Source organism: Gemmatimonadota bacterium, from assembly GCA_041390105.1.
Taxonomy (GTDB): domain Bacteria; phylum Gemmatimonadota; class Gemmatimonadetes; order Longimicrobiales; family Gaopeijiaceae; genus JAGQIF01.
This window is the reverse complement of sequence record JAWKQO010000002.1, coordinates 331,546-350,505: the sequence shown is the minus strand read 5'-3', so window position 1 is coordinate 350,505 and position 18,960 is coordinate 331,546. Positions and strand designations below refer to the sequence as shown.

The 18,960-nt window shown below is 67.5% G+C and carries 15 protein-coding genes; 11 read left to right on the top strand and 4 right to left on the bottom strand.

From position 1 onward, the window contains the following. From R3E10_10840 to R3E10_10825, 4 genes are all read left to right on the top strand, one after another. The gene (locus tag R3E10_10840) at window positions 1-2,337 is read left to right on the top strand and encodes a DPP IV N-terminal domain-containing protein (protein ID MEZ4416230.1); all 2,337 of its coding nucleotides are present in this window, start codon (window positions 1-3) and stop codon (window positions 2,335-2,337) included. Window positions 2,338-2,569: 232 nt separating this feature from the next. Next, window positions 2,570-4,252 (top strand): L-histidine N(alpha)-methyltransferase, encoded by a 1,683-nt coding sequence (locus R3E10_10835; protein MEZ4416229.1) that lies wholly within the window; start codon window positions 2,570-2,572, stop codon window positions 4,250-4,252. Beyond that, window positions 4,249-5,004: an ATP-binding cassette domain-containing protein gene (locus tag R3E10_10830; protein MEZ4416228.1), complete on the top strand. Its 756-nt coding sequence runs from the start codon at window positions 4,249-4,251 to the stop codon at window positions 5,002-5,004. The genes R3E10_10835 and R3E10_10830 overlap by 4 nt, the downstream gene beginning before the upstream one ends. Next, window positions 4,991-6,577 (top strand): glycine betaine ABC transporter substrate-binding protein, encoded by a 1,587-nt coding sequence (locus R3E10_10825; protein ID MEZ4416227.1) that lies wholly within the window; start codon window positions 4,991-4,993, stop codon window positions 6,575-6,577. The genes R3E10_10830 and R3E10_10825 overlap by 14 nt, the downstream gene beginning before the upstream one ends. A gap of 28 nt (window positions 6,578-6,605) precedes the next feature. On the opposite strand, the gene R3E10_10820 is transcribed toward R3E10_10825, so the two are convergent. Beyond that, on the bottom strand, window positions 6,606-7,415 hold the full coding sequence (locus R3E10_10820) for a hypothetical protein (protein MEZ4416226.1): 810 nt from the start codon (window positions 7,413-7,415) through the stop codon (window positions 6,606-6,608). Between the two features lie 153 nt (window positions 7,416-7,568). Here R3E10_10820 and R3E10_10815 point away from each other — a divergent pair, with 153 nt between their 5' ends. The 3 genes from R3E10_10815 (at window position 7,569) to ppsA (ending at window position 14,291) form a co-directional block, all read left to right on the top strand. Next, window positions 7,569-9,194, top strand: a complete 1,626-nt coding sequence (locus tag R3E10_10815) for a DUF4173 domain-containing protein (GenBank protein ID MEZ4416225.1) — start codon at window positions 7,569-7,571, stop codon at window positions 9,192-9,194. 45 nt (window positions 9,195-9,239) lie between these two features. Then, window positions 9,240-11,282 (top strand): transketolase, encoded by a 2,043-nt coding sequence (gene tkt, locus R3E10_10810; GenBank protein MEZ4416224.1) that lies wholly within the window; start codon window positions 9,240-9,242, stop codon window positions 11,280-11,282. Window positions 11,283-11,678: 396 nt separating this feature from the next. Further along, window positions 11,679-14,291 (top strand): phosphoenolpyruvate synthase, encoded by a 2,613-nt coding sequence (gene ppsA, locus R3E10_10805; protein MEZ4416223.1) that lies wholly within the window; start codon window positions 11,679-11,681, stop codon window positions 14,289-14,291. 170 nt (window positions 14,292-14,461) lie between these two features. On the opposite strand, the gene mscL is transcribed toward ppsA, so the two are convergent. Then, window positions 14,462-14,890, bottom strand: coding sequence for a large conductance mechanosensitive channel protein MscL (mscL, locus tag R3E10_10800; GenBank protein MEZ4416222.1), 429 nt, complete (start codon window positions 14,888-14,890; stop codon window positions 14,462-14,464). Between the two features lie 239 nt (window positions 14,891-15,129). On the opposite strand from mscL, the gene R3E10_10795 reads away from it, so the two are divergent. The 4 genes from R3E10_10795 to R3E10_10780 all read left to right on the top strand — a co-directional run bounded on the left by R3E10_10795 (window position 15,130) and on the right by R3E10_10780 (window position 17,828). After that, window positions 15,130-15,738, top strand: a complete 609-nt coding sequence (locus R3E10_10795; protein MEZ4416221.1) for an RNA polymerase sigma factor — start codon at window positions 15,130-15,132, stop codon at window positions 15,736-15,738. A gap of 7 nt (window positions 15,739-15,745) precedes the next feature. Next, window positions 15,746-16,012, top strand: coding sequence for a hypothetical protein (locus R3E10_10790; protein MEZ4416220.1), 267 nt, complete (start codon window positions 15,746-15,748; stop codon window positions 16,010-16,012). Between the two features lie 42 nt (window positions 16,013-16,054). Next, window positions 16,055-16,861, top strand: a complete 807-nt coding sequence (locus R3E10_10785; GenBank protein MEZ4416219.1) for a hypothetical protein — start codon at window positions 16,055-16,057, stop codon at window positions 16,859-16,861. 121 nt (window positions 16,862-16,982) lie between these two features. After that, on the top strand, window positions 16,983-17,828 hold the full coding sequence (locus tag R3E10_10780; GenBank protein MEZ4416218.1) for a DUF481 domain-containing protein: 846 nt from the start codon (window positions 16,983-16,985) through the stop codon (window positions 17,826-17,828). Between the two features lie 99 nt (window positions 17,829-17,927). Here the strand turns inward: R3E10_10780 and rpsN are convergent, their stop codons facing one another. Both rpsN and R3E10_10770 read right to left on the bottom strand, forming a co-directional pair. After that, a complete protein-coding gene (gene rpsN / locus R3E10_10775; GenBank protein MEZ4416217.1) occupies window positions 17,928-18,233 on the bottom strand; it encodes a 30S ribosomal protein S14 in 306 nt (101 codons plus the stop codon). A gap of 181 nt (window positions 18,234-18,414) precedes the next feature. Further along, window positions 18,415-18,882, bottom strand: coding sequence for a hypothetical protein (locus R3E10_10770; protein MEZ4416216.1), 468 nt, complete (start codon window positions 18,880-18,882; stop codon window positions 18,415-18,417). Window positions 18,883-18,960 lie beyond the last annotated feature (78 nt).

Below are 18,960 nucleotides of genomic sequence, written 5' to 3'. Positions count from 1 at the left end.
ATGTTCAGTTCGCTCGAGCTCCAGTGCACGCGCCTGCTACCGGTCGTCGCCCTCTCCACCTGCCTGGGCGTGAGCGACCTGTCGGCCCAGACCCCGGCCCCGGCGGCCTACGCACCTGACTCGCTCACCGCCGACGACTACCGTCACGCCGAGAGTTTGCTGGGCTCGAGCCTCGGCGCCGCCATGGTCTCGGGCTCCATCCGACCCACGTGGATCAGCGACAACAGCTTCTGGTACCGCGGACGCACGGAGCGGGGGTGGGAGTTCCTGCGGGTGGATGCCGAACGGCGCCGGAAGACACCCGCGTTCGATCAGGAAGCCCTGGCCCGTGCGCTGTCGGCGGCCACTCGCTTCCAGATCGATCCCTACAACCTCCCCTTCGGGAGCTTCGAGTACGCCGAAGGCGGCATTCGCTTCTCCCTGCAGCGTCAGCTCTGGTTCTGCCCCACCGAGGGACCCTGTCGGGAGGATCGCACCAGCGTGCCGCCCAACTCCATCGTCTCCCCCGACGGACGGCGCGCTGCATTCATCCGCGACCACAACCTGTGGGTCCGCGAGTTGAGCGACGGCAGTGAGCGCGCACTGACCAGCGATGGTGTCGAAGACTTCGGCTACGCCACCAACAACGCGGGCTGGGTGCGCTCGGACCGACCTGTCCTGGCCTGGTCGCCCGACTCCAAGAAGATCGCCACGTTTCAACACGACGCCCGCGGTGTGGGCGAGATGTATCTCGTCAGCACGGGCGTGGGGCACCCCGAGCTCGACCGTTGGAAGTACCCGCTCCCTGAGGATTCGGTGGTCTTCCGCATCCAGCGGGTGGTGCTGCATGTCGATGACGGCCGCGTAGTCCGTTTGCAGATCCCCCCTGACGTGCATCGCTCCACCATCTGTGACCATATCTCCTGTGGCGGCGAGTTCTCCGACGTGGAGTGGACGCCCGACAGCGAAGAACTGGCGTTCGTCTCCAGCACCCGGGACCACAAGGAAGCCCGCCTTCGCATGGCCGACCCGGAGACGGGTGCGGTCCGCGAGGTCCTGATGGAGCGGGTGGAGACGTTCTTCGAATCCGGCAACGACATGGTCAACTGGCATGTCCTCCCGGAGTCCAACGAAGTGCTCTGGTATTCGCAGCGGGACGATTGGGGCCACCTCTACTTGTACGACCTGGCCAGCGGCCGCTTGAAGCGACAGGTGACCTCCGGTGACTGGAACGTGCTCCAGGTCAGACACATCGACCATGATCAACGTCAGGTGTATTTCACCGGGGCGGGTCGTGAGCCGGGTGACCCCTATTTCGAGTACTTCTACCGCGTCGGGTTGGACGACGGACGGGTCTCGCTCTTGTCGCCGGACAGCCTGCACCACGACATCGCCACCTCACCCACGGGTCGCTGGTTCGTGGATTCCGGCTCGACCCCGGTCGATCCTGGGCGGGTGGTGCTCCGGGACGCACGCGGGCGCGAACGGATGGTGCTGGAGCGACCGTCCAGCGCGGCCCTCCTGGCGGCGGGCTGGAAGCCCCCCATCCCGTTCACGGTAAAGGCGCGCGACGGCGTCACCGATCTGTACGGGCTCATGTACACGCCCAGCACCCTGGATCCGGCCAAGAAGTACCCGGTCGTCAACTACATCTACCCGGGCCCGCAGACGGGCTCGGTCGGGAGTCGGACCTTCAACTCGGCGCGTCGTGATCATCAGGCATTGGCCGAGCTGGGCTTCATCGTGGTCGAGCTCGATGCCATGGGCACGCCCATGCGGTCCAAGTCGTTCCACACCGCCTACTACGGCAACATGGGTGACAACGGTCTGCCCGATCAGGTCGCCGGCATCCGCCAGCTCGCTACCGATCGGCCCTGGATGGACCTCGACCGCGTGGGCATCTGGGGCCACAGCGGGGGTGGCTTCGCGTCCACGGCGGGCATTCTGCGCTTTCCCGACTTCTACAAGGTGGCGGTCTCGCAGGCGGGCAATCACGACAATCGCAACTACGAAGACGATTGGGGTGAGAAGTGGCAGGGCCTGCTGAAGACCCTCTCCGACAGCACCACGTCCTATGACAACCAGGCCAACCAGCTGCTGGCCGGGAACCTCAAGGGCAAGCTGCTGCTTGCCCACGGCACCATGGACGACAACGTGCCCCCGTCCAACACCCTGGTGGTCGCAGACGCCCTGATCGCGGCCAACAAGGACTTCGATCTCATCATGATGACGAACCGTCGTCATGGGTTCGCCATGGAGCCGTACATGATGCGACGGCGCTGGGACTACTTCGTGAAGCACCTGCTGGGAGCAGAACCACCCAAGGAGTTCGAGTTCGGCCGGCGGCCCGTGTCGTGATGCGCCCAGGGCGGCGCTGATCCGACACCAGGATGCGCCGTCGAGAATTCGGCCCACCCGGGCCATATGGCGCTGGAGCGGAAACACGGAACGAGGCGAGGCTTCTATGCTGCGAGTGGACAATGCCGGACACTTGCGGTAGACATTGAAGTCTGCCGAGTGCGCATCCTCGAAGGCAATCGAGCCGTGGCGCTGCCGACAATGCGGTGGCCCGTGTCGATCAAAGGGAGTCATGAACCGACCAGCCGACACCACTCCGATCTCCACCACCGACCTCTCTCCTGCAGTCGCAGCGCGCGTCGACCAGATCTGGTCGATGGCCTACCAAGCCCGGACCAAAGACGACCTCAAGCGCCTCTACGCGAAGTGGGCCACGACGTACGACGAGGACCACGAAGCGATAGGCTTCTTCGGCCATCACAGGACCGCCGATGTCCTCGCGCGCCACCTGACCCGGCCTGATGTCGCGCGCGTGCTCGATGCCGGCGCAGGAACCGGCGCCGGCGGCGAGGCCCTCCGGGAGGTGGGCTTCCAGGAGATCCACGCCTTGGATCTGTCCAGCGAGATGTTGGAGGTCGCGCGCGCAAAGGGCGTCTACTCCGAGCTCGGTGTGGCCGATCTGAGTCTACCGGTGGACAAATACCGAGCGGGGGCGTTCGACGCCGCCGTCCTGGTGGGTGTGTTCTCCTATGGGCAGGCACCGGCGGCGGCGCTGGACGAGGTGTTGCGCCTGGTTCGCCGCGGCGGTCTCATCACCTTCACGATGCGCTCCGACTTCTACGAAGAGGACGCGATGGGCTTCCGCACCCACATGCACCAGCTCGAGGAGCTCGGGGCCTGGACGCTGGTGGAACGGACCGAGCCTGCCCCCTACCTGCCCGGCAAGGACCCCGACGCCACCTTCTCCGTCTGGTGCTATCGCGTCACGGGTGCGGTGCTTCCTCCACCAGGGGATGCCTTCGAAGACGCGGCTCGCGAAGCGTTCGACCCCGACTCGGACGTGGTCCACTTCGACCACGCATGGATCTGGGATTCGACGGCGTCCCGCCTGTATGAGCGCTACACTCGCTCGGACGAGTACTATCTGACGGACTGCGAGGAAGAGATCCTACGCGATCACGCCAAAGAGATCTGGGAGGACGAATCCCTCCTCATCGAGCTGGGATGTGGCTCGGCCCGCAAGATCTCCCATGTCTTGGCGGTATGCGCAGAGGCCTCGGCGGCGCCGGTGCGGTACATGCCGATCGACGTCTCGCACGGCGCACTGGCTGCGACTCGGGCGGAGATCGGGCGGCGGTACGGGGCCCGGGTCCGCGTCGAACCGCGGCAGGGTATGTTCGAGGACGTGCTCTCCGCGATTCCCAAGAGCCCCAAGAAGCTCTTGTTCTTCCTGGGATCCTCGCTCGGAAACCTGGAGTCGCTGGAGGAGACCGTGGCGTTCTTGCGTAGTATCCGGGATCGGATGGGGCACGAGGATCGCCTGATCGTGGGCGTCGACCTGGACAAGGACTCGAGCGTGCTGGACGCCGCCTACAACCAGAACGAGGCCTGCCGGAAGTTCTTCGTCCACATGATCCGGCGGGTGAACCGTCACCTGGGAGCCGACTTCGATCCCCGCGCATTCGACTTGGCCTCCACGTACGTCGAGGAAGCGGAGTACGAGGGGATCGGCACGCGCCGCATGAACCTGCGAGTGGCACCACGGTCGGCGCAGAGCAGCTGGATTCGGGCGCTCGGCGAGGAGGTGCGGCTGGAGCCCGGGCACCCCATCCAGGTGGGGATTTCCAGGAAGTTCACGCCGGCGGCGCTGCGGCGGCTGGCCGCGGTGGCCGGCATGCGGCTCCGGAAGCAGTGGCTCGACCGGAGGGGCTGGTTCTCGCTGAACGAGATCGTGCCGGAGCACGCACCCGCGTGATCCGGTTGGACGGGCTCTCCCGCTCCTTCACGCAGGATGGGCGTGAGACGACCGCCGTCGACAATGTCTCTCTCGACGTCGCTGCCGGGGAAAGCCTCTGCCTGATCGGAGAAAGCGGCTGCGGCAAGACCACCACCCTACGCTTGATCAACCGCCTGCTCGAGCCAACCGCGGGCCGGGTTCTCGTCGAAGGGAAGGACACGGCCACCGTGGATCCCATCGCCCTGCGGCGACGCATGGGCTACGTGGTCCAGAGCGGGGCCCTTTTCCCGCACCTGACGGTGCGGGCCAATATCGGTCTGCTTCCGCGACTGGAGGGATGGGAACGGGCACGGGTCCGTGCACGGGTGGACGAGCTGCTCGAGTTGGTTCGACTCTCGCCGCGCGACTTCGGGCACCGGTTTCCGTCCGAACTGTCCGGCGGTCAACGCCAGCGGGTAGGCGTTGCCCGCGCCCTGGCCCTCGATCCGGACATCCTGCTGATGGACGAGCCGTTCGGTGCGCTGGACCCCCTCACGCGACGGGAGCTGCAGGAGGAGTTCCATGCGCTCAAGCACACCGTGCAAAAGACGTTCGTGATCGTCACCCACGACCTGAACGAGGCGTTCTTCCTGGGCGATCGCGTCGCGCTCATGGCGCGAGGTCAGCTGCTGCAAACCGGTACCATCGATGATTTCCGGCACTCCCCCGCCACGCGCGAGGTGCACCGCTTCCTCGTGCGTCACCTGGAGGAAGCGGGTGTCACCGCGTAGGGCCGCCCTGACGGCGCTGCTGGCGCTGGCCCTCACTCCGCTTCGCGCGGTGGATCTGCAGGGCCAGGAATCCACGATTACGATCGCGAGCAAGAACTTCACGGAATCGGCGGTGCTCGCGGAGATCATGGCGCAGCTGCTGCGGGCCCGCACGGACCTGCAGGTCGTGCACCGCAGCGGCCTCGGTGGCACGCTCGTGTGCTTCCAGGCGCTGCGCAGTGGAGAAGTGGATCTCTATCCCGAGTACACCGGGACCGGATGGTCGATCATCCTCGAGCGCCAGGAGCGGATCTCCGACCGCCTCCGCACTTTCCTCGAGGTCCAAGAGGCCTTCGCCGACCGCTACCAACTCACCTGGTTGTCCCCTTTCGGGCTGAACAACACCTACGCCCTGGCCATGTCTCCTGCGCGTGCCGACGAGCTCGGGGTACAGCGCATCTCGGATCTGGCGCGTGTCGGTGACCGAGTCGCAGCGGGGTTCAGCATCGAGTTCATGAGCCGTCAGGATGGGTGGCTGGGTCTGGCCCCGTTCTACGGTCTCGAGTTGAGCAGTGCCCGCTCCCTGGAGCATGGCCTCGCCTATGAGGCGATCCGAACTGGAGCGGTCGACCTGATCGACGCGTACAGCACCGACGGGAAGCTCCTGCGATACGATCTCCGAGTGCTGGAGGACGATCGCGGCTTTTTTCCGCCGTACAACGCGGCGCCGCTGATTCGCGCGGCTACCCTCGAGCGACATCCCGAGATTCGGGGCGTGCTGGATCTGCTGGCATTCAGGCTCCCCAACGACCGCATCATGGCGTTGAACGACGCCGTCGAAGCGGAGGGTGCGGACGCTGCCGACGTCGCGCGGGAGTTCCTCGAAGAGGAGGGCCTTCTCGATGCGACGGCCGCCTCCGAGGAAGCCCGACAGTCACGCTCTGAGGGGAGCTTCCTGCAGTTCTTCTTCTCCCGCTGGCGGGAGACTGGACGCCTGAGCCTCGAGCACCTTCAGCTCACGCTGATCTCCGTTCTGCTGGCGACCCTCCTGGCGGTGCCGCTGGGGATCTGGATCACCCGCCACCCGCTCAGCCAGCGTCTCAGCCTCGGCGCGGCCGGGGCCGTCCAGACCGTCCCGAGCCTGGCGCTGCTCGCCTTCATGATCGCGGTGCCAGGCCTGGGCCTCTCGGCTCGCTCGGCGATCGTGGCGCTGTTCCTGTATTCGGTGCTCCCCATCCTGCGGAACACCTTCACCGGAATTCGGGACGTGAACCCCGTGCTGGTCGACGCGGCGCGCGGCCTGGGACTCACGGAGCGGCAGATCCTGCTCCGGATCCGACTGCCCATCGCCACCCGCACCATCCTGGCGGGCATCCGCACCGCGACCGTGATCAGCATCGGAGTCGCGACGCTGGCGGCGTTCATCGGTGCAGGCGGCCTCGGTGAGCCCATCGTCACCGGCCTCTATCTCAACGACACCCGGCTGATCCTGGCGGGCGCACTCCCGGCCGCCGTGCTGGCCCTGCTTGCGGATGCGCTGTTGGGCCGGCTCGAGCGCTACCTCACACCGCGGGGGTTGGAAGCCGCGGCATAGGCGGGGGCCAGGGGCCGCCGCGGTGCGGTCAGCCCGCCCGGGGCCAGAGGGGTCGGTCCGGTTCGATGGGGGAGTCGCTACGGCGCTCCAGCCAGGAGAGCATGGCCGGCACCGGAGAGATGCCCTGCTCTTCCAGGGCCCGCGTGCCGAAGCGGACGTTGAACTCCAACAGGTAGGGGTACCCGTCCACCCAGGCGATGTCGAATCCGGCGTGGTCGAGACCCAGTGTGGTGGCCACCTGCTCCGCGAAGGAGAGCGCTTCAGCAGGCACACCGCCGAACACCACCGCTCCACCTTGGGCCACGTTGTTGTAGAAGGCACCTTCGGTAGCCACCCGCCAATACGCGGTCAGCACCTGATCGCCCACCCACACCACCCGCAGGTCACGGTCGATGGGCAGGTGCTCCTGCACGTACAGCTCGTCCCGATGCTCATGGTAGGCACGCCAATCGGCGCGTCCGCCCACGAGCCAGACGCCCCGCCCCATGCTGTTCCTGCGGTCCTTGGCGACGAAGGGAAAGGACAGCTCGTCCAGGACCTGCTCCCGTGCCCAGGCTTCGTTGGGGAGGATCAATGTACGAGGGGTGTGCCGAGGAAAGGCCGCCTCGAAGGCGCGGGTCATCTCCACCTTGTCGTGCCCCAGATGGTAGGTGGCCACGTTGGGGAAGATGCGCTTCTTCCACGCATAGGCGAGCGCGTTCACCTGCCAATAGGCAGGAAACAACACCCATTCCGCCGCGCGCACGATCTCCTGCTCGCGGAACCAGGCTTCGGGCTTGAGCGCACGCACGCCCGGTAGGCCCAGTGTGCGCAGGGGATCGAAGGAGACGAGACGCATGGAGTCGGACTGCCCGCCTCCGAGACGGGGACATCCCGCTCGTGGAGCGCAGAGAAGCTAGGTACAGAGGGGGCGGAGTGGAATCGCCGGGATTGACGAACCTCCCGACGACGATACTTTGTGTTGTAGAGTACTCTACATTGCGAGGTCCCCATGGCGAACGTCGCTGGCCCTGGTACCCACCCCTGGCCGTCCCCCCGATCCCGTCCCTCGTTCCGGGAGGCGGCGCGGCTGGCCCGCTCAGCGCTGGCGCTGGGCGTGCTGGCCGACCTCCTTCTCCGCTCGCAAGCGCCCGGCCTGAATGTGCTGCTGTGGTTGCTGGCGTGGGCGCTGGCCGCCCGCCTGGAGGCGCGCGCGGGCACCGCCCCACCGGCGCCTCTGTGGCCGCTGCTTCTCGTGGTCGGCGCGGGGCTGGGCGTGATGTGGCGGGATTCAGACTTCCTCCGCCTCGCCTATCTGGGCCTGATCGCCGGCGGCATGGCACTGGCGGTGTCCGGTGCCGGGACCGGCCGACCCTTGGCGAGCGGCTCGGCCGCGCTCCTGGGCGCAGTCCGCCGCCTGACGAGGGCGAGTGCGGCCGGGGCGTTCCCCATGCTTCCTGTGCTGTGGCAGGGAGGTCGCGAGGCGAGCGGTCGGACCCCCCCAGCCGTCCGCGCCCGACGCGCCTCCGTGTTGCGTGGGATCCTGCTCGGGCTTCCTCTGGTGGCGGTGTTCGGTCTTCTCCTCGCTTCCGGAGATCCCGTCTTCAACTACTACGTCCAGGGGCTGTTCACCTGGGATCTCGATGCGCTGCTGCGCCGGGGCTGGATCATCACCGTGTTCGGTTGGCTGGCCGCCGGGACCCTGATGGCGCTCTGGTCGTCCCGGCAGGAGGGGCCGCCGCCCGAGCCCGCGACGCCCCGGCTGGGCGGCACGGAGATCGTGGTGGCGCTGTCGCTGCTCCAGCTGCTGTTCGCCGCCTTCCTGGCAGTACAGGCGAGCGCGCTGTTCGGTGGCGCCGACTACGTGCTCCACACGCTGGATCTCACCTACTCGGCGTACGCACGGAGCGGATTCTTCCAGCTGGTCGCGGTCGTGGCTCTGTGCGTGCCCCTGCTGGTCGCCGCGGATTGGGTGGCCGGGGCGAGGGCGCCGGACCGCCGCAGTCGGGTGCACACGCTCTCTGCACTGCTGCTCGCCTCCGCAGGCGTGATGCTGGTCTCGGCGTTCGCGCGGATGCGATTGTACCAGAGCTTCTTCGGTCTCACGGAACTGCGGTTCTACACGCAGGTGTTCATGGCGTGGCTGGCGCTCGTGCTCGTGTGGACGGGTCTTACGATCGCGCGAGGCCGTCGCTCTGCGTTCCTGCCCGTGTGCGCGTGGAGCGCCCTCGTATTGCTCGGCGCCGTGACGGTTGCCAATCCCGATGCGGTCCTCGTGCGTGCGAACGCCCGACGCGGCCCGGGCAGCGTCCAGGGCCTCGCGATCTCGTCAGACCCCACCGGCTTCGACGTCGACTACGCCGCGTCGCTCAGCGCCGATGCCGTCCCGGCGCTCCTGTCTGTCCTCCCGTCGCTCCCTCCCGACCAGGCCTGCGTTGTGAGGACGCGCCTGCAGGAGCGCTGGGGCCACGCCGCCACCGACGGGTGGCGCGGCTGGAACTGGTCCCGCTGGCGCGCGCGGCAACACCTGGGAGCGGTACGCGGTGCGTGGGGAACGCCGGACTGCGCGACCGGACCGGGCTCGGACGGCGATGGGAGACCGAACCCTCCCCCCACCCGGCTCGCGCCCGTACCTTAGCGCGCGTCGCCCCCCCCGTTCCGCCGAACCGGTCCAGACTCCGAAATGAGCCAGCAGCCCGCGTCCCGTCCCGCCCCCGACCTCGAACGACTGATGATCGACGCGGTGCGCGTCCTCTCGATGGATGCGGTGCAACGCGCCAACTCCGGGCATCCGGGGACGCCCATGGCCCTGGCACCGCTGGGCTACCTGACCTGGACGCGGCACCTGAAGCACAATCCAGGGAACCCCGCCTGGCTCGACCGCGATCGTTTCGTGCTCTCCTGTGGTCACGCTTCCATGCTCCTGTATTCGCTGCTTCACCTGACCGGATACGGCCTGTCCCTGGAGGACCTGAAGCACTTCCGGCAGTGGGGATCGCTCACCCCCGGCCACCCCGAGTACCGGCACACCGCCGGCGTCGAGACCACGACCGGTCCCTTGGGGCAGGGAGTCTCGAACTCGGTGGGGATGGCTCTGGCGGAGCGGTGGCTGGCCGCACGCTTCAACCGACCGGGCCACACGATCATCGACCACCGCACCTGGGTCTTCTGCTCCGACGGCGACTTGATGGAGGGCATCTCCCACGAAGCCGGCGCCATCGCGGGTCACCAGGAGCTGGGCAAGCTGATCTGGATCTTCGACGACAACGGCATCACCATCGACGGCTCCACCACGTTGGCCAGTCGCACCGATCAACTGGCTCGTTTCGCCGCATACGGGTGGCACGTGCAGCGGGTCGAGGACGGGAACGATCTGGCGGCCATCGACGCGGCGCTGACCGCGGCCGCCAACGAAACCAGTCGGCCTTCCCTGATCGCGCTCCAGACGGTGATCGGATTCGGCAGCCCCCACCTGGCCGGCTCCGAGCAGACGCACGGCGCGCCGTTGGGCGAGGCCGAGATCGCCGCCACCAAGGCCAACCTCGAGTATCCCAGCACCGAGCCGTTCTGGGTCGATCCAGGAGCCCGTGCCGAATGGCGCAAGACCGCGGAGCGCGGCCGCGCGGCCGAGGCGGACTGGAGCGCTCGCTTCGAGCGCTACCGCGCCGAGCATCCGGAGCTCGCCGCCGAGCTCGAATCCTTGATGGCTGGTGAGTTACCCGCCGGCTGGGACGCCGAGCTCGAAGGGTTGGGCACTTCGGCCAAGCCGGACGCCACCCGCAACCACTCGGGTCGCATCATCCAGGGCCTTGCGGCCCGCATCCCCAATCTCGTGGGCGGCTCCGCCGACCTGGCCGGCTCCAACAAGACGACCATCAAGGATACGCAACCGCTGCTGCCGGCTTCTCCCGCTGGACGGAACGTCCACTATGGCGTCCGCGAGCACGCTATGGGCGGCATCATGAACGGCATGGCCCTGCATGGCGGCCTCAGGCCGTTCGGGGGCACGTTCCTGATCTTCTCCGACTACATGCGGCCGTCCATCCGCCTGGCCGCGCTCATGGAGCTTCCGGTCGTCTACGTCTTCTCGCACGACTCCATCGGGCTCGGCGAAGACGGTCCCACGCACCAACCCATCGAACAGCTCGTGGCTCTGCGGTCGATTCCGGAACTGGTGGACCTGCGCCCCTGCGACGGGCCGGAGACGCTGGAAGCGTGGCGGGTCGCCGTGGAGCGAAAGGGTCCCACCTTCCTGGCGCTGACCCGGCAGAGCGTTCCCATCCTGGATCGGGCAGTCGAGGGGGGCGCGGCAGCAGGGCTTCGGCGGGGCGCGTACATCCTGGTCGAGGCCTCCGGAGGCACCCCGGACGCACTCGTCATCGCCAGCGGCTCGGAGGTCGGTCTGGCGATCGAGGCCCGCGCCCAGCTCGAGCGGGAGGGGATCCCCACCCGCGTGGTCTCCATGCCCAGTTGGCGCCTCTTCGCGGAGCAAAGCGCCGACTATCGGGAATCGGTCCTGCCCTCCGCAGTGCGTGCACGAGTATCGGTGGAGGCCGGGACCACGCTGGCCTGGGAGCGCTGGGTCGGCCCGGAAGGCGCCAGCATCGGCATCGACCACTTCGGCGCCTCCGCACCGGCAGACGAGCTTTACCGCCGATTCGGGGTGACGGCCGAGGCGGTGGTGGAGGCGGCTCGGGCCCGGGTGAGCCTCCAGCGGTCCGCCTAGCCGAGCTCGACGGGGCCACCGCTCCGTACGCGGTCGAGCGACTGGGCGCCCGGGGCCCCTGCCCGCTGCCCTCCCACCTGTCCGATCCCCGCCCCGAAAGGCGCGCTACGGACGGAACGCGGCTTGCACCCGAACGCTGCCGCGGGCGTTGCCCCCCCACCTGAGGGTTGATCCTGGGGAGCGACCGCCCGAGCGTGTTGCAGGACCGCACCATCCCCGTGCCAAGGGCGCCCCATGAGCCAGATCCCCGATTCGGACCGGCCGGCCGCGGGCCCGACCGCCACGACCGCCGCCCACCCCTCCCCCGATTCCAGCCTCGCCGAGACAGCGGCGGTCTCAGCCAAGGCCCGAAGCCGCGACGCCGAACGTCTCACCCTCTGGTTCCGGGAGGTGGGGATGAACGACACCGCAGTGGTGGGGGGAAAGGCCGCATCGCTCGGCGAGATGTACACGGCGCTGGTGGCGAAGGGGCTCCGGGTACCCAACGGATTCGCAACCACGGTGGCGGCCTACCGCCGCTTCCTGGACGCTCCCATGCCTCGAGGGACCTGGGACGCGGTGCCCGAGGTGGAGCATGTAGGCCGCCCGCGCCTGGAAGCGCAGCGCGCGGGTACGCTGCGCGAGGCCCTCGGCTTGCTGTTCCACGATGCACCGACGGACGATCACCTGGCCATGCACGGCCGCACGGAGTTGGCCCGTGCCTTCGTGCGGGCTACGCCTCTACCGGAAGAGGTGCGCCAGGCCATCGGAGACGGCTACCAACGGCTGATCGACGAGTACGGCCCGGATGTGGATGTGGCCGTGCGCTCTTCGGCCACGCGTGAAGACTCGACCATGGCCTCCTTCGCCGGCCAATACGAATCGTTCCTCAACATCCGCGGCATGCAGCCGGTGCTGGACGCCTGGAAGGGCTGCGCCGCCAGCGCCTTCACGGAGCGGGCCGTGGGCTACCAGCTCTCCAAAGGCATGGACCCGCTCGAGGGCGCCCTCTCCGTCGTGATCATGAAGATGGTCCGCTCGGACCTGGCTTCTTCCGGCGTGATGTTCACGATCGATCCCGACTCGGGGAATCCGAACATCATCCATGTCAGCTCCACCTACGGCTTGGGAGAGCTGGTCGTGCAGGGCAGCGTGTCGCCGGACACCGTGCTGCTTTGGAAGGACGCGCTGCGCAAGAACCGTTTCCCCATCGTGCACCGCACCCTGGGGGCCAAGGACCGCAAGATGGTCTACTCGATGCAGGGGGGCACGGCCACCGAAAGCGTCGACGTCGAGGCCAGCCGCCGGCGTCAGTGGTCGCTCCGCCGCGAGGAGGTCGTGGAGCTGGGGCGCATGGCCCTGCTGATCGAGGAGCACTATGGGCGGCCCATGGATATCGAATGGGCCAAGGACGGCTACACGGGCGAGCTGTTCATCGTGCAGGCCCGACCCGAGACCGTGCACGGCGAGAACGGGCGGAGCCGGCTGCGCACCTACAAGATGGATGCGGCGCTGGTGCGCTCCCTCAAGAGCCACGGCAAGGTGCTGGCGACCGGAAGCGCCGTGGGCACCCGGATCGCATCCGGCAAGGTGCGCGTCTACAAGAGCTACGAGGAGGTCATCGTCCGCAAGCGTGCTCTCCGCAATCAGATCAAGGACGGTCGCGCGCTGTCGGAGATCCCGCCCGAGCAACATGTGTTCGATCCCGGGGACGTTCTGGTCACCGAGATGACCACGCCGGATTGGGAACCTCTGATGAAGGAGGCCTCCCTCATCGTCACTGAAAAGGGTGGGCGAACCTCGCACGCGGCCATCGTGGCCCGTGAGTTCGGGATCCCTGCCATCGTCGGCTGCGAGGACGCCACCAAGCTCCTGCAGCCCTTGATGACGGTGACCGGCTCCTGCGCGGAGGGAGAGACGGGCTATGTGTACGAGGGAAGTCACCCCTTCACGGTCGAAGAAGTGGACATCGGCGACATCGGAGAGCTCGACACCCAGGTCAAGCTCAACGTGGGCTTTCCGGACAAGGCGCTGCACGATGCCATGCTGCCCTCCGACGGCGTGGGTCTGGCACGCCTCGAGTTCATCCTGACCGCACAGGTGGGTATCCACCCGCTGGCGCTGCTGTACTTCGAGGAGCTGCGCGACTATGCGGGAGGGGGAAGCCTGGCGCCCGAGCTGGAGCCCTACCGCGAACGGTTGGAACGGGAAGGCAGGAAGGAGCTGCGCGCTCTGGTGGGAGCCATCGAGCGGCGTACCCCGGGCTATGCCGACCGGCGCGAGTTCTTCGTGGACCAGGTCCGCTACGGTGTGGCCTTGATCTGCGCGGCCTTCTATCCACGTCCCGTGCTGGTCCGACTCTCCGATCTCAAGTCGAACGAGTACCGCGACCTCCTGGGGGGCCGCCTGTTCGAGCCGGTCGAAGAGAATCCCATGATCGCCTGGCGAGGTGCGTCACGATACCTGGATCCCGCCTTTACTCCGGCATTCGACATGGAGTGTGACGCCCTCCGCTTCGTCCGCCAACAGATCGGGCTCGACAACCTGCAACTGATGGTGCCCTTCTGCCGCTCTCCCGAGGAGGGCAAGGCCGTGGTCCAGCTGCTGGACGAACGCGGCCTCTCCTATCGGGCCGGCGTGCCCCTGTTCCTGATGATCGAGCTCCCGTCCAACGTCATCGAGGCGGAGCGCTTCATCGACGAGATGCAGCTCGCCGGCGGTTCGGTGGGATCGAACGACCTGGTCCAGACCGTGTACGCGGTGTCACGCGACGACCTCGAGCACTACCGGCACCCGGTCGACGCCCGCTCGCCGGCCGTGAAGTCCATGATCCGGAGCGCGGTGGGGGCTTTCCAGGCGCGCGGCCTGGAGATCGGCATCTGCGGCCAGGCTCCGTCGGACTACCCGGACGAGATCCCGGCCTTCCTGGTGGAGACTGGGATCACCTCGATGTCCGTGACTCCGGACACACTGATCCGGGTGCGCGTGGCGGTGGCCAACGCAGAGAAGCGAGCACGGGAGGACGCCTAGGACCGCAGGGGTCGGCACGGGGCGGGCCGAAGCCGGCGGGCGCGCCTGCTCCACGAACGCGCCTGGACGCCAGCGGGCGACCCTGAGCACGAACGCGGGCGCCCCTGAAACACGAACGGGGTGGAGGAACAATCCTCCACCCCGTTTCCTTCTGGAGCGCGAGCCTGTGATCAGCGCTTGGCCAGCAGGTCGCGGATCTCCGTCAACAGCTTGACGTCCGCAGGAGGCTCTGCCGGCGGGGGCGGCGCAGCCTCCTCCTTGCGCTTCGCGGCGTTGTAGCCCTTGACGAGCATGAACGTCGCGAAGGCGACCATCAGAAACGTGATGATCTCGTTGATGAACTTGCCCCAGTTGAGGGTGACGGCCCCGGCCTCCGCCGCTGCGGCCATCGTCGCATACGGTCCGGCGGGAGTCCCCTCCTTGAGGACCAGGAACAACTGGGAAAAGTCGAGGCCTCCCACCCCCAGCCCGACGACGGGGCTGACGACGTCGGCCACCAACGAACCCACGACGGTCGAAAACGCGGCACCGATGATGATGCCGACCGCCATGTCGAACATGTTGCCCTTCAGGGCAAACTCCTTGAACTCCTTGAGCACCTGAACCTCCCTTCTGAGGTGCCAGTGTCCAGCCGAGCCCGGCGATTCCGCCGGTGCCCGACTCCCCTGCGTTGGAGCGTGCGGGCAACCTAGGCTGGTCGCTGCAGGCCCGCCACGCCCCACCACACTTCGGTCCTTGCGCCTCCGGTCCCATCTGCGTTGTTTGCTCCACCGCAATGGACACGATCGGCGCCTTGGATGCCGACCCTGGACCCCACCCCCCGAGGACTACACGCCCGATGCAGGACGATCGGACTGGCCTCTCCTCCCTGACGGACGACCAGTTGGTGCAACGTAGCCGCGAAGGTGGCCAGGGAGACCTGGGCGCCTTCGACGAGCTGGTCCACCGCTATCAGGAGCGTACCGCGGCAAACTGCCGGTATTTGACCGGCTCGCCCGACGATGCCCTGGACCTGACCCAGGAAGTGTTCGTCAAGGCCTACTTCGGACTGCAGCGCTTCGAGCAGAGGTCGCAGTTCAGCACCTGGCTGCAAAGGATCAAGGTGAACCACTGCCTCAACTTCATGAAACGCCGCCGCCGCCAACGGCTGGAGCCTCTGGACGACATCCCGACCGGAGCATCCGAGGCGTTGCACGTCGCACCGCAGGCGGAGCGTACGCTGCAGCTGGAGTCCGAGCGGCACACGATCCGCCGGGTGCTGGATCAGATGAACGACACCTTGAGGGTCCCGTTGGTCATGTGCGATATGGACGAGCTTTCGTATCAGGAGATCGCCGATGAGCTTGGGATCGGGCTCTCCGCGGTGAAGATGCGGATCAAGCGCGGGCGGGAGGAGTTCCGACGTCGCTACGAGGAGTTGCACCACGTCACCGCGATGGCGAGCTGAGGGACGGATGGTGGACGACACGAGCGACGCGAACGAGGATCCCGGAGAGGACGCCCTCGGGGCCCCCGTGGGGGAGTTGCGCGCCCTGCGCGACCCGGTGCCATCGACGCTGTTGGGGCGCGTGCACAACTCGATCCGACGTCGCGAGTTGGCCGCGGACGTAACGCGTTTCTCGCTCTGGACCCCTTTTCTCGTGCTCCTCGAGTACCTGACCGTGCTCTTCGAGGCCTTCGGGCCAAAACCGGGCTCCGGGCCCGATCAGGAGTCCAGCTAGCCTTCCAGCCGTGAACCACAGCGAGCGGGCAAGATGAACGAAATGCGTGAACAGCTTATCCAGGCCTTCCGCGATCTGGGACTGGCGCTGGCAGCCGGAGTACCCAAGGCCGTCGTGGCCTTGCTCCTCCTCATCCTGGCAGTGGTGGTCTCCCGGGTCGTGGCCTGGATTCTGGGAACGGTGCTGCGGCGCGTGGGCATCGACGCGCTGATCGCGCGGGCCGGATTGGACCAGACCCTGAAGCGCCTGGGCGTGGGGGCGCCGCTCAGCGTGATCCTGCCCAAGGTGGCGTACTACCTGCTCCTCGTCCTGCTGGCACGGGCCGCCGCCGACGGGCTAGGGCTGACGTCGGTCTCCGAGGCCATCGGCACCTTCATGGGCTATCTGCCCAACGTCTTCGCCGCCGTGGTGATCCTGGTGCTGGGCAGCGCCGCGGCCCAGTTCGCGGGGCGGGCGGTCACCCAAGCCGCCACCAACTCAGGCATCGAGTTCGCCGGTTCGCTGGGCGGGATGGTCAGTGGGGTGGTGCTGGCCATCGTCGGAATCATGGCCATCGGCCAACTCCAGGTGGAGACCGACATCGTGCGCATCGTGGTCACCTCCCTGCTCGCGGCCATGGTCCTGGGATTCGGACTCTCCTTCGGCCTGGGAAGCCGTGAGGTCACGCGCAACATCATCGCCGGCTTCTACGCTCGAAAGACCTTCCAGATCGGCGAGGAGATGGAGATCCGTGGCGAGCGGGGAGTGCTGACCGCCATCACACCGACGCAGACCATCCTCGACCAGGCCGGTCGCACGGTCGCAGTGGCCAACTCCACGTTTCTGGAGGAGGTCGTGAAGCAGGGGTAGGGCACGATTCCCCTTCTCAGGCACCCTGCCGAATGTGACTTTCTTCCCATGATGTGCTTCTGAACCGCTGGGCGCCGGACGTGGCGCCTGCGGTCCAACACAGTGGAGAAGGAGTCAGGACATGGCAGGGTTCAGGCGCAGCACTCCCGGGCTGATGGTCGTCGCCATCCTCGCGCTCGGGACCGGTTCCGCAGCGGCCCAGGACGACCGGCCGGTCGGGTGGACAGACCAGGCCGAGCTCACGTTCGTGATGACCGCAGGCAACGCCTCCTCGAGCACTTTCGGACTCAAGAACGCCTTGACGCACTATTGGCCCACCTCGTCGTTCCAGCTGTCGGCGGGCGGGGTCCGCACCGAGTCGGGACTCACCACGCGCACGGCGACGGGCTCGCAGCAGAGCTTCCAGATCCAGGAGACCACCGACAAGGAACTCACGGCCGAGAACTACTTCGTGCGGTCGCGCTACGACCACAAGCTCGACGGAGCGTACCTCTTCGGCGGGGCGGGCTGGGACCGGAATACCTTCGCGGGTATCCAGAACCGCTACGGATTCGTGTCCGGCGCGGGCAAGGCCTGGGTGGACTCGGAGGAGCGCCGCTTCAAGACGGATCTTGGTGTCACCTACACCATCCAGGATGACGTGGTGGCCGACCCCAGCGTGGAGGATTCCTTCCTCGGCTTGCGAGCCTCCTACGACGCCTTCCGCAAGCTCACCGAGACGACCGCGTTCGCCAGCGTTCTGACCATGGACGAGAACCTGAACGAGACGTCCGACCTGCGCGCCGATTGGGTCAACTCGTTGACCGTGGCGATGTCGCAGCGCCTCGCCCTCAAGACCAGCTTGCAGTTGCTGTTCGACAACCAGCCGGCCCTGGTCTCGGTGCCCTTGAGCGCCGGCGGCACGGTGTTGGCCCCTCTGGGCAAGACCGACTCGGTCTTTACGGTCGCGATCGTGGCCAACTTCTGAGACCAGGGGCTGCCGGCTCACCCGGCGGTACCGAACGAAAGAGGCCGCCGGCTCCCTGAGCCGGCGGCCTCTTCTGTGATGCGGGGTGCGGAGGTCTGGTTACCAGCTCGACTTCCGGACTCCAGGGATCAGGCCTTCCAGAGCGTTGTCGCGGAACGCGATCCGGGAGAGTCCAAACCGCCGCAGGTAGGCCCGGGGACGCCCGGAGAACTGGCAGCGGTTGCGGATCCGCACCTTGGAGGCGTCGCGGGGCATGCGTCGGATCTTGGCCTGCGCCTCCCGCTTCTCGAGGGGCGTGGCGTTGGGGTCCTTCAGCACCGCGACCAACTCGCGCCGCCGGTCCGCGAAGCGCTGTACCAGCTCGCGACGCTTGTCGTTCTTTTCGATCTTGCCTTTCTTGGCCATACCGCTCTGATCCGGGCTCCAGTGGTTTCGAGCCTGGAAAGGTAGTCGCGGCGCCCCCGGGGGGACAAGGCGGGGGGCCGTCGGACGGGCACAGCGCCCCCTTGGGGCAGGTCACTGGAGCCGGAGGGACCCGGCCAGCAGCGGTCCCCGGGGATGGCGGGGGGTCCCGGCCCGGCGGGGCTCAGCGCGGGGGGTTGCCCCCGCTGGTGCCGGTCTGGGCTCGCATCCGCAGGGTGGCCCCACGGTGCTCCGCGGGTCGGATGGCTTCGATCCGCCCCCGCAGATGCACGCCATTGACCTCCCAGTTTCCGTTCGCTTGGAGCGAGTTCCCGAGCACACGTCCGCGGTAGACGGGTCCGCCCTCCACGGTGAACTCCAGGGAGCCGTCCGCGCGCATGACGCCCTCGATCACTCCGTTGCGTTTTTCCTGATACAGGACGGCGCCCAGGTAACTGCAGCGCACTTCGGCCCAGTACTGGCCGCCCAGCCCCTGTTCGGCTTCGAGCTCGATCAGGACAACGACGTTTTCAGCCAGGCAATGGTAGCCGTCCCCGGCCAGGACGATCCGGGGCGTTCGCCAGGCCCCGGCGACGTCAGGTGTTCCCCCGAGACCCAGGGCGATCGGCAGCAGGATGTCGAGCCAGCCCAAGGGTTTCTCCGGGTCGATGCGAACGCTCTTCCTGTCGCTTGCGAGGCGGCCGGAAAGGGGTCTAGGTTGTTGCGTCGT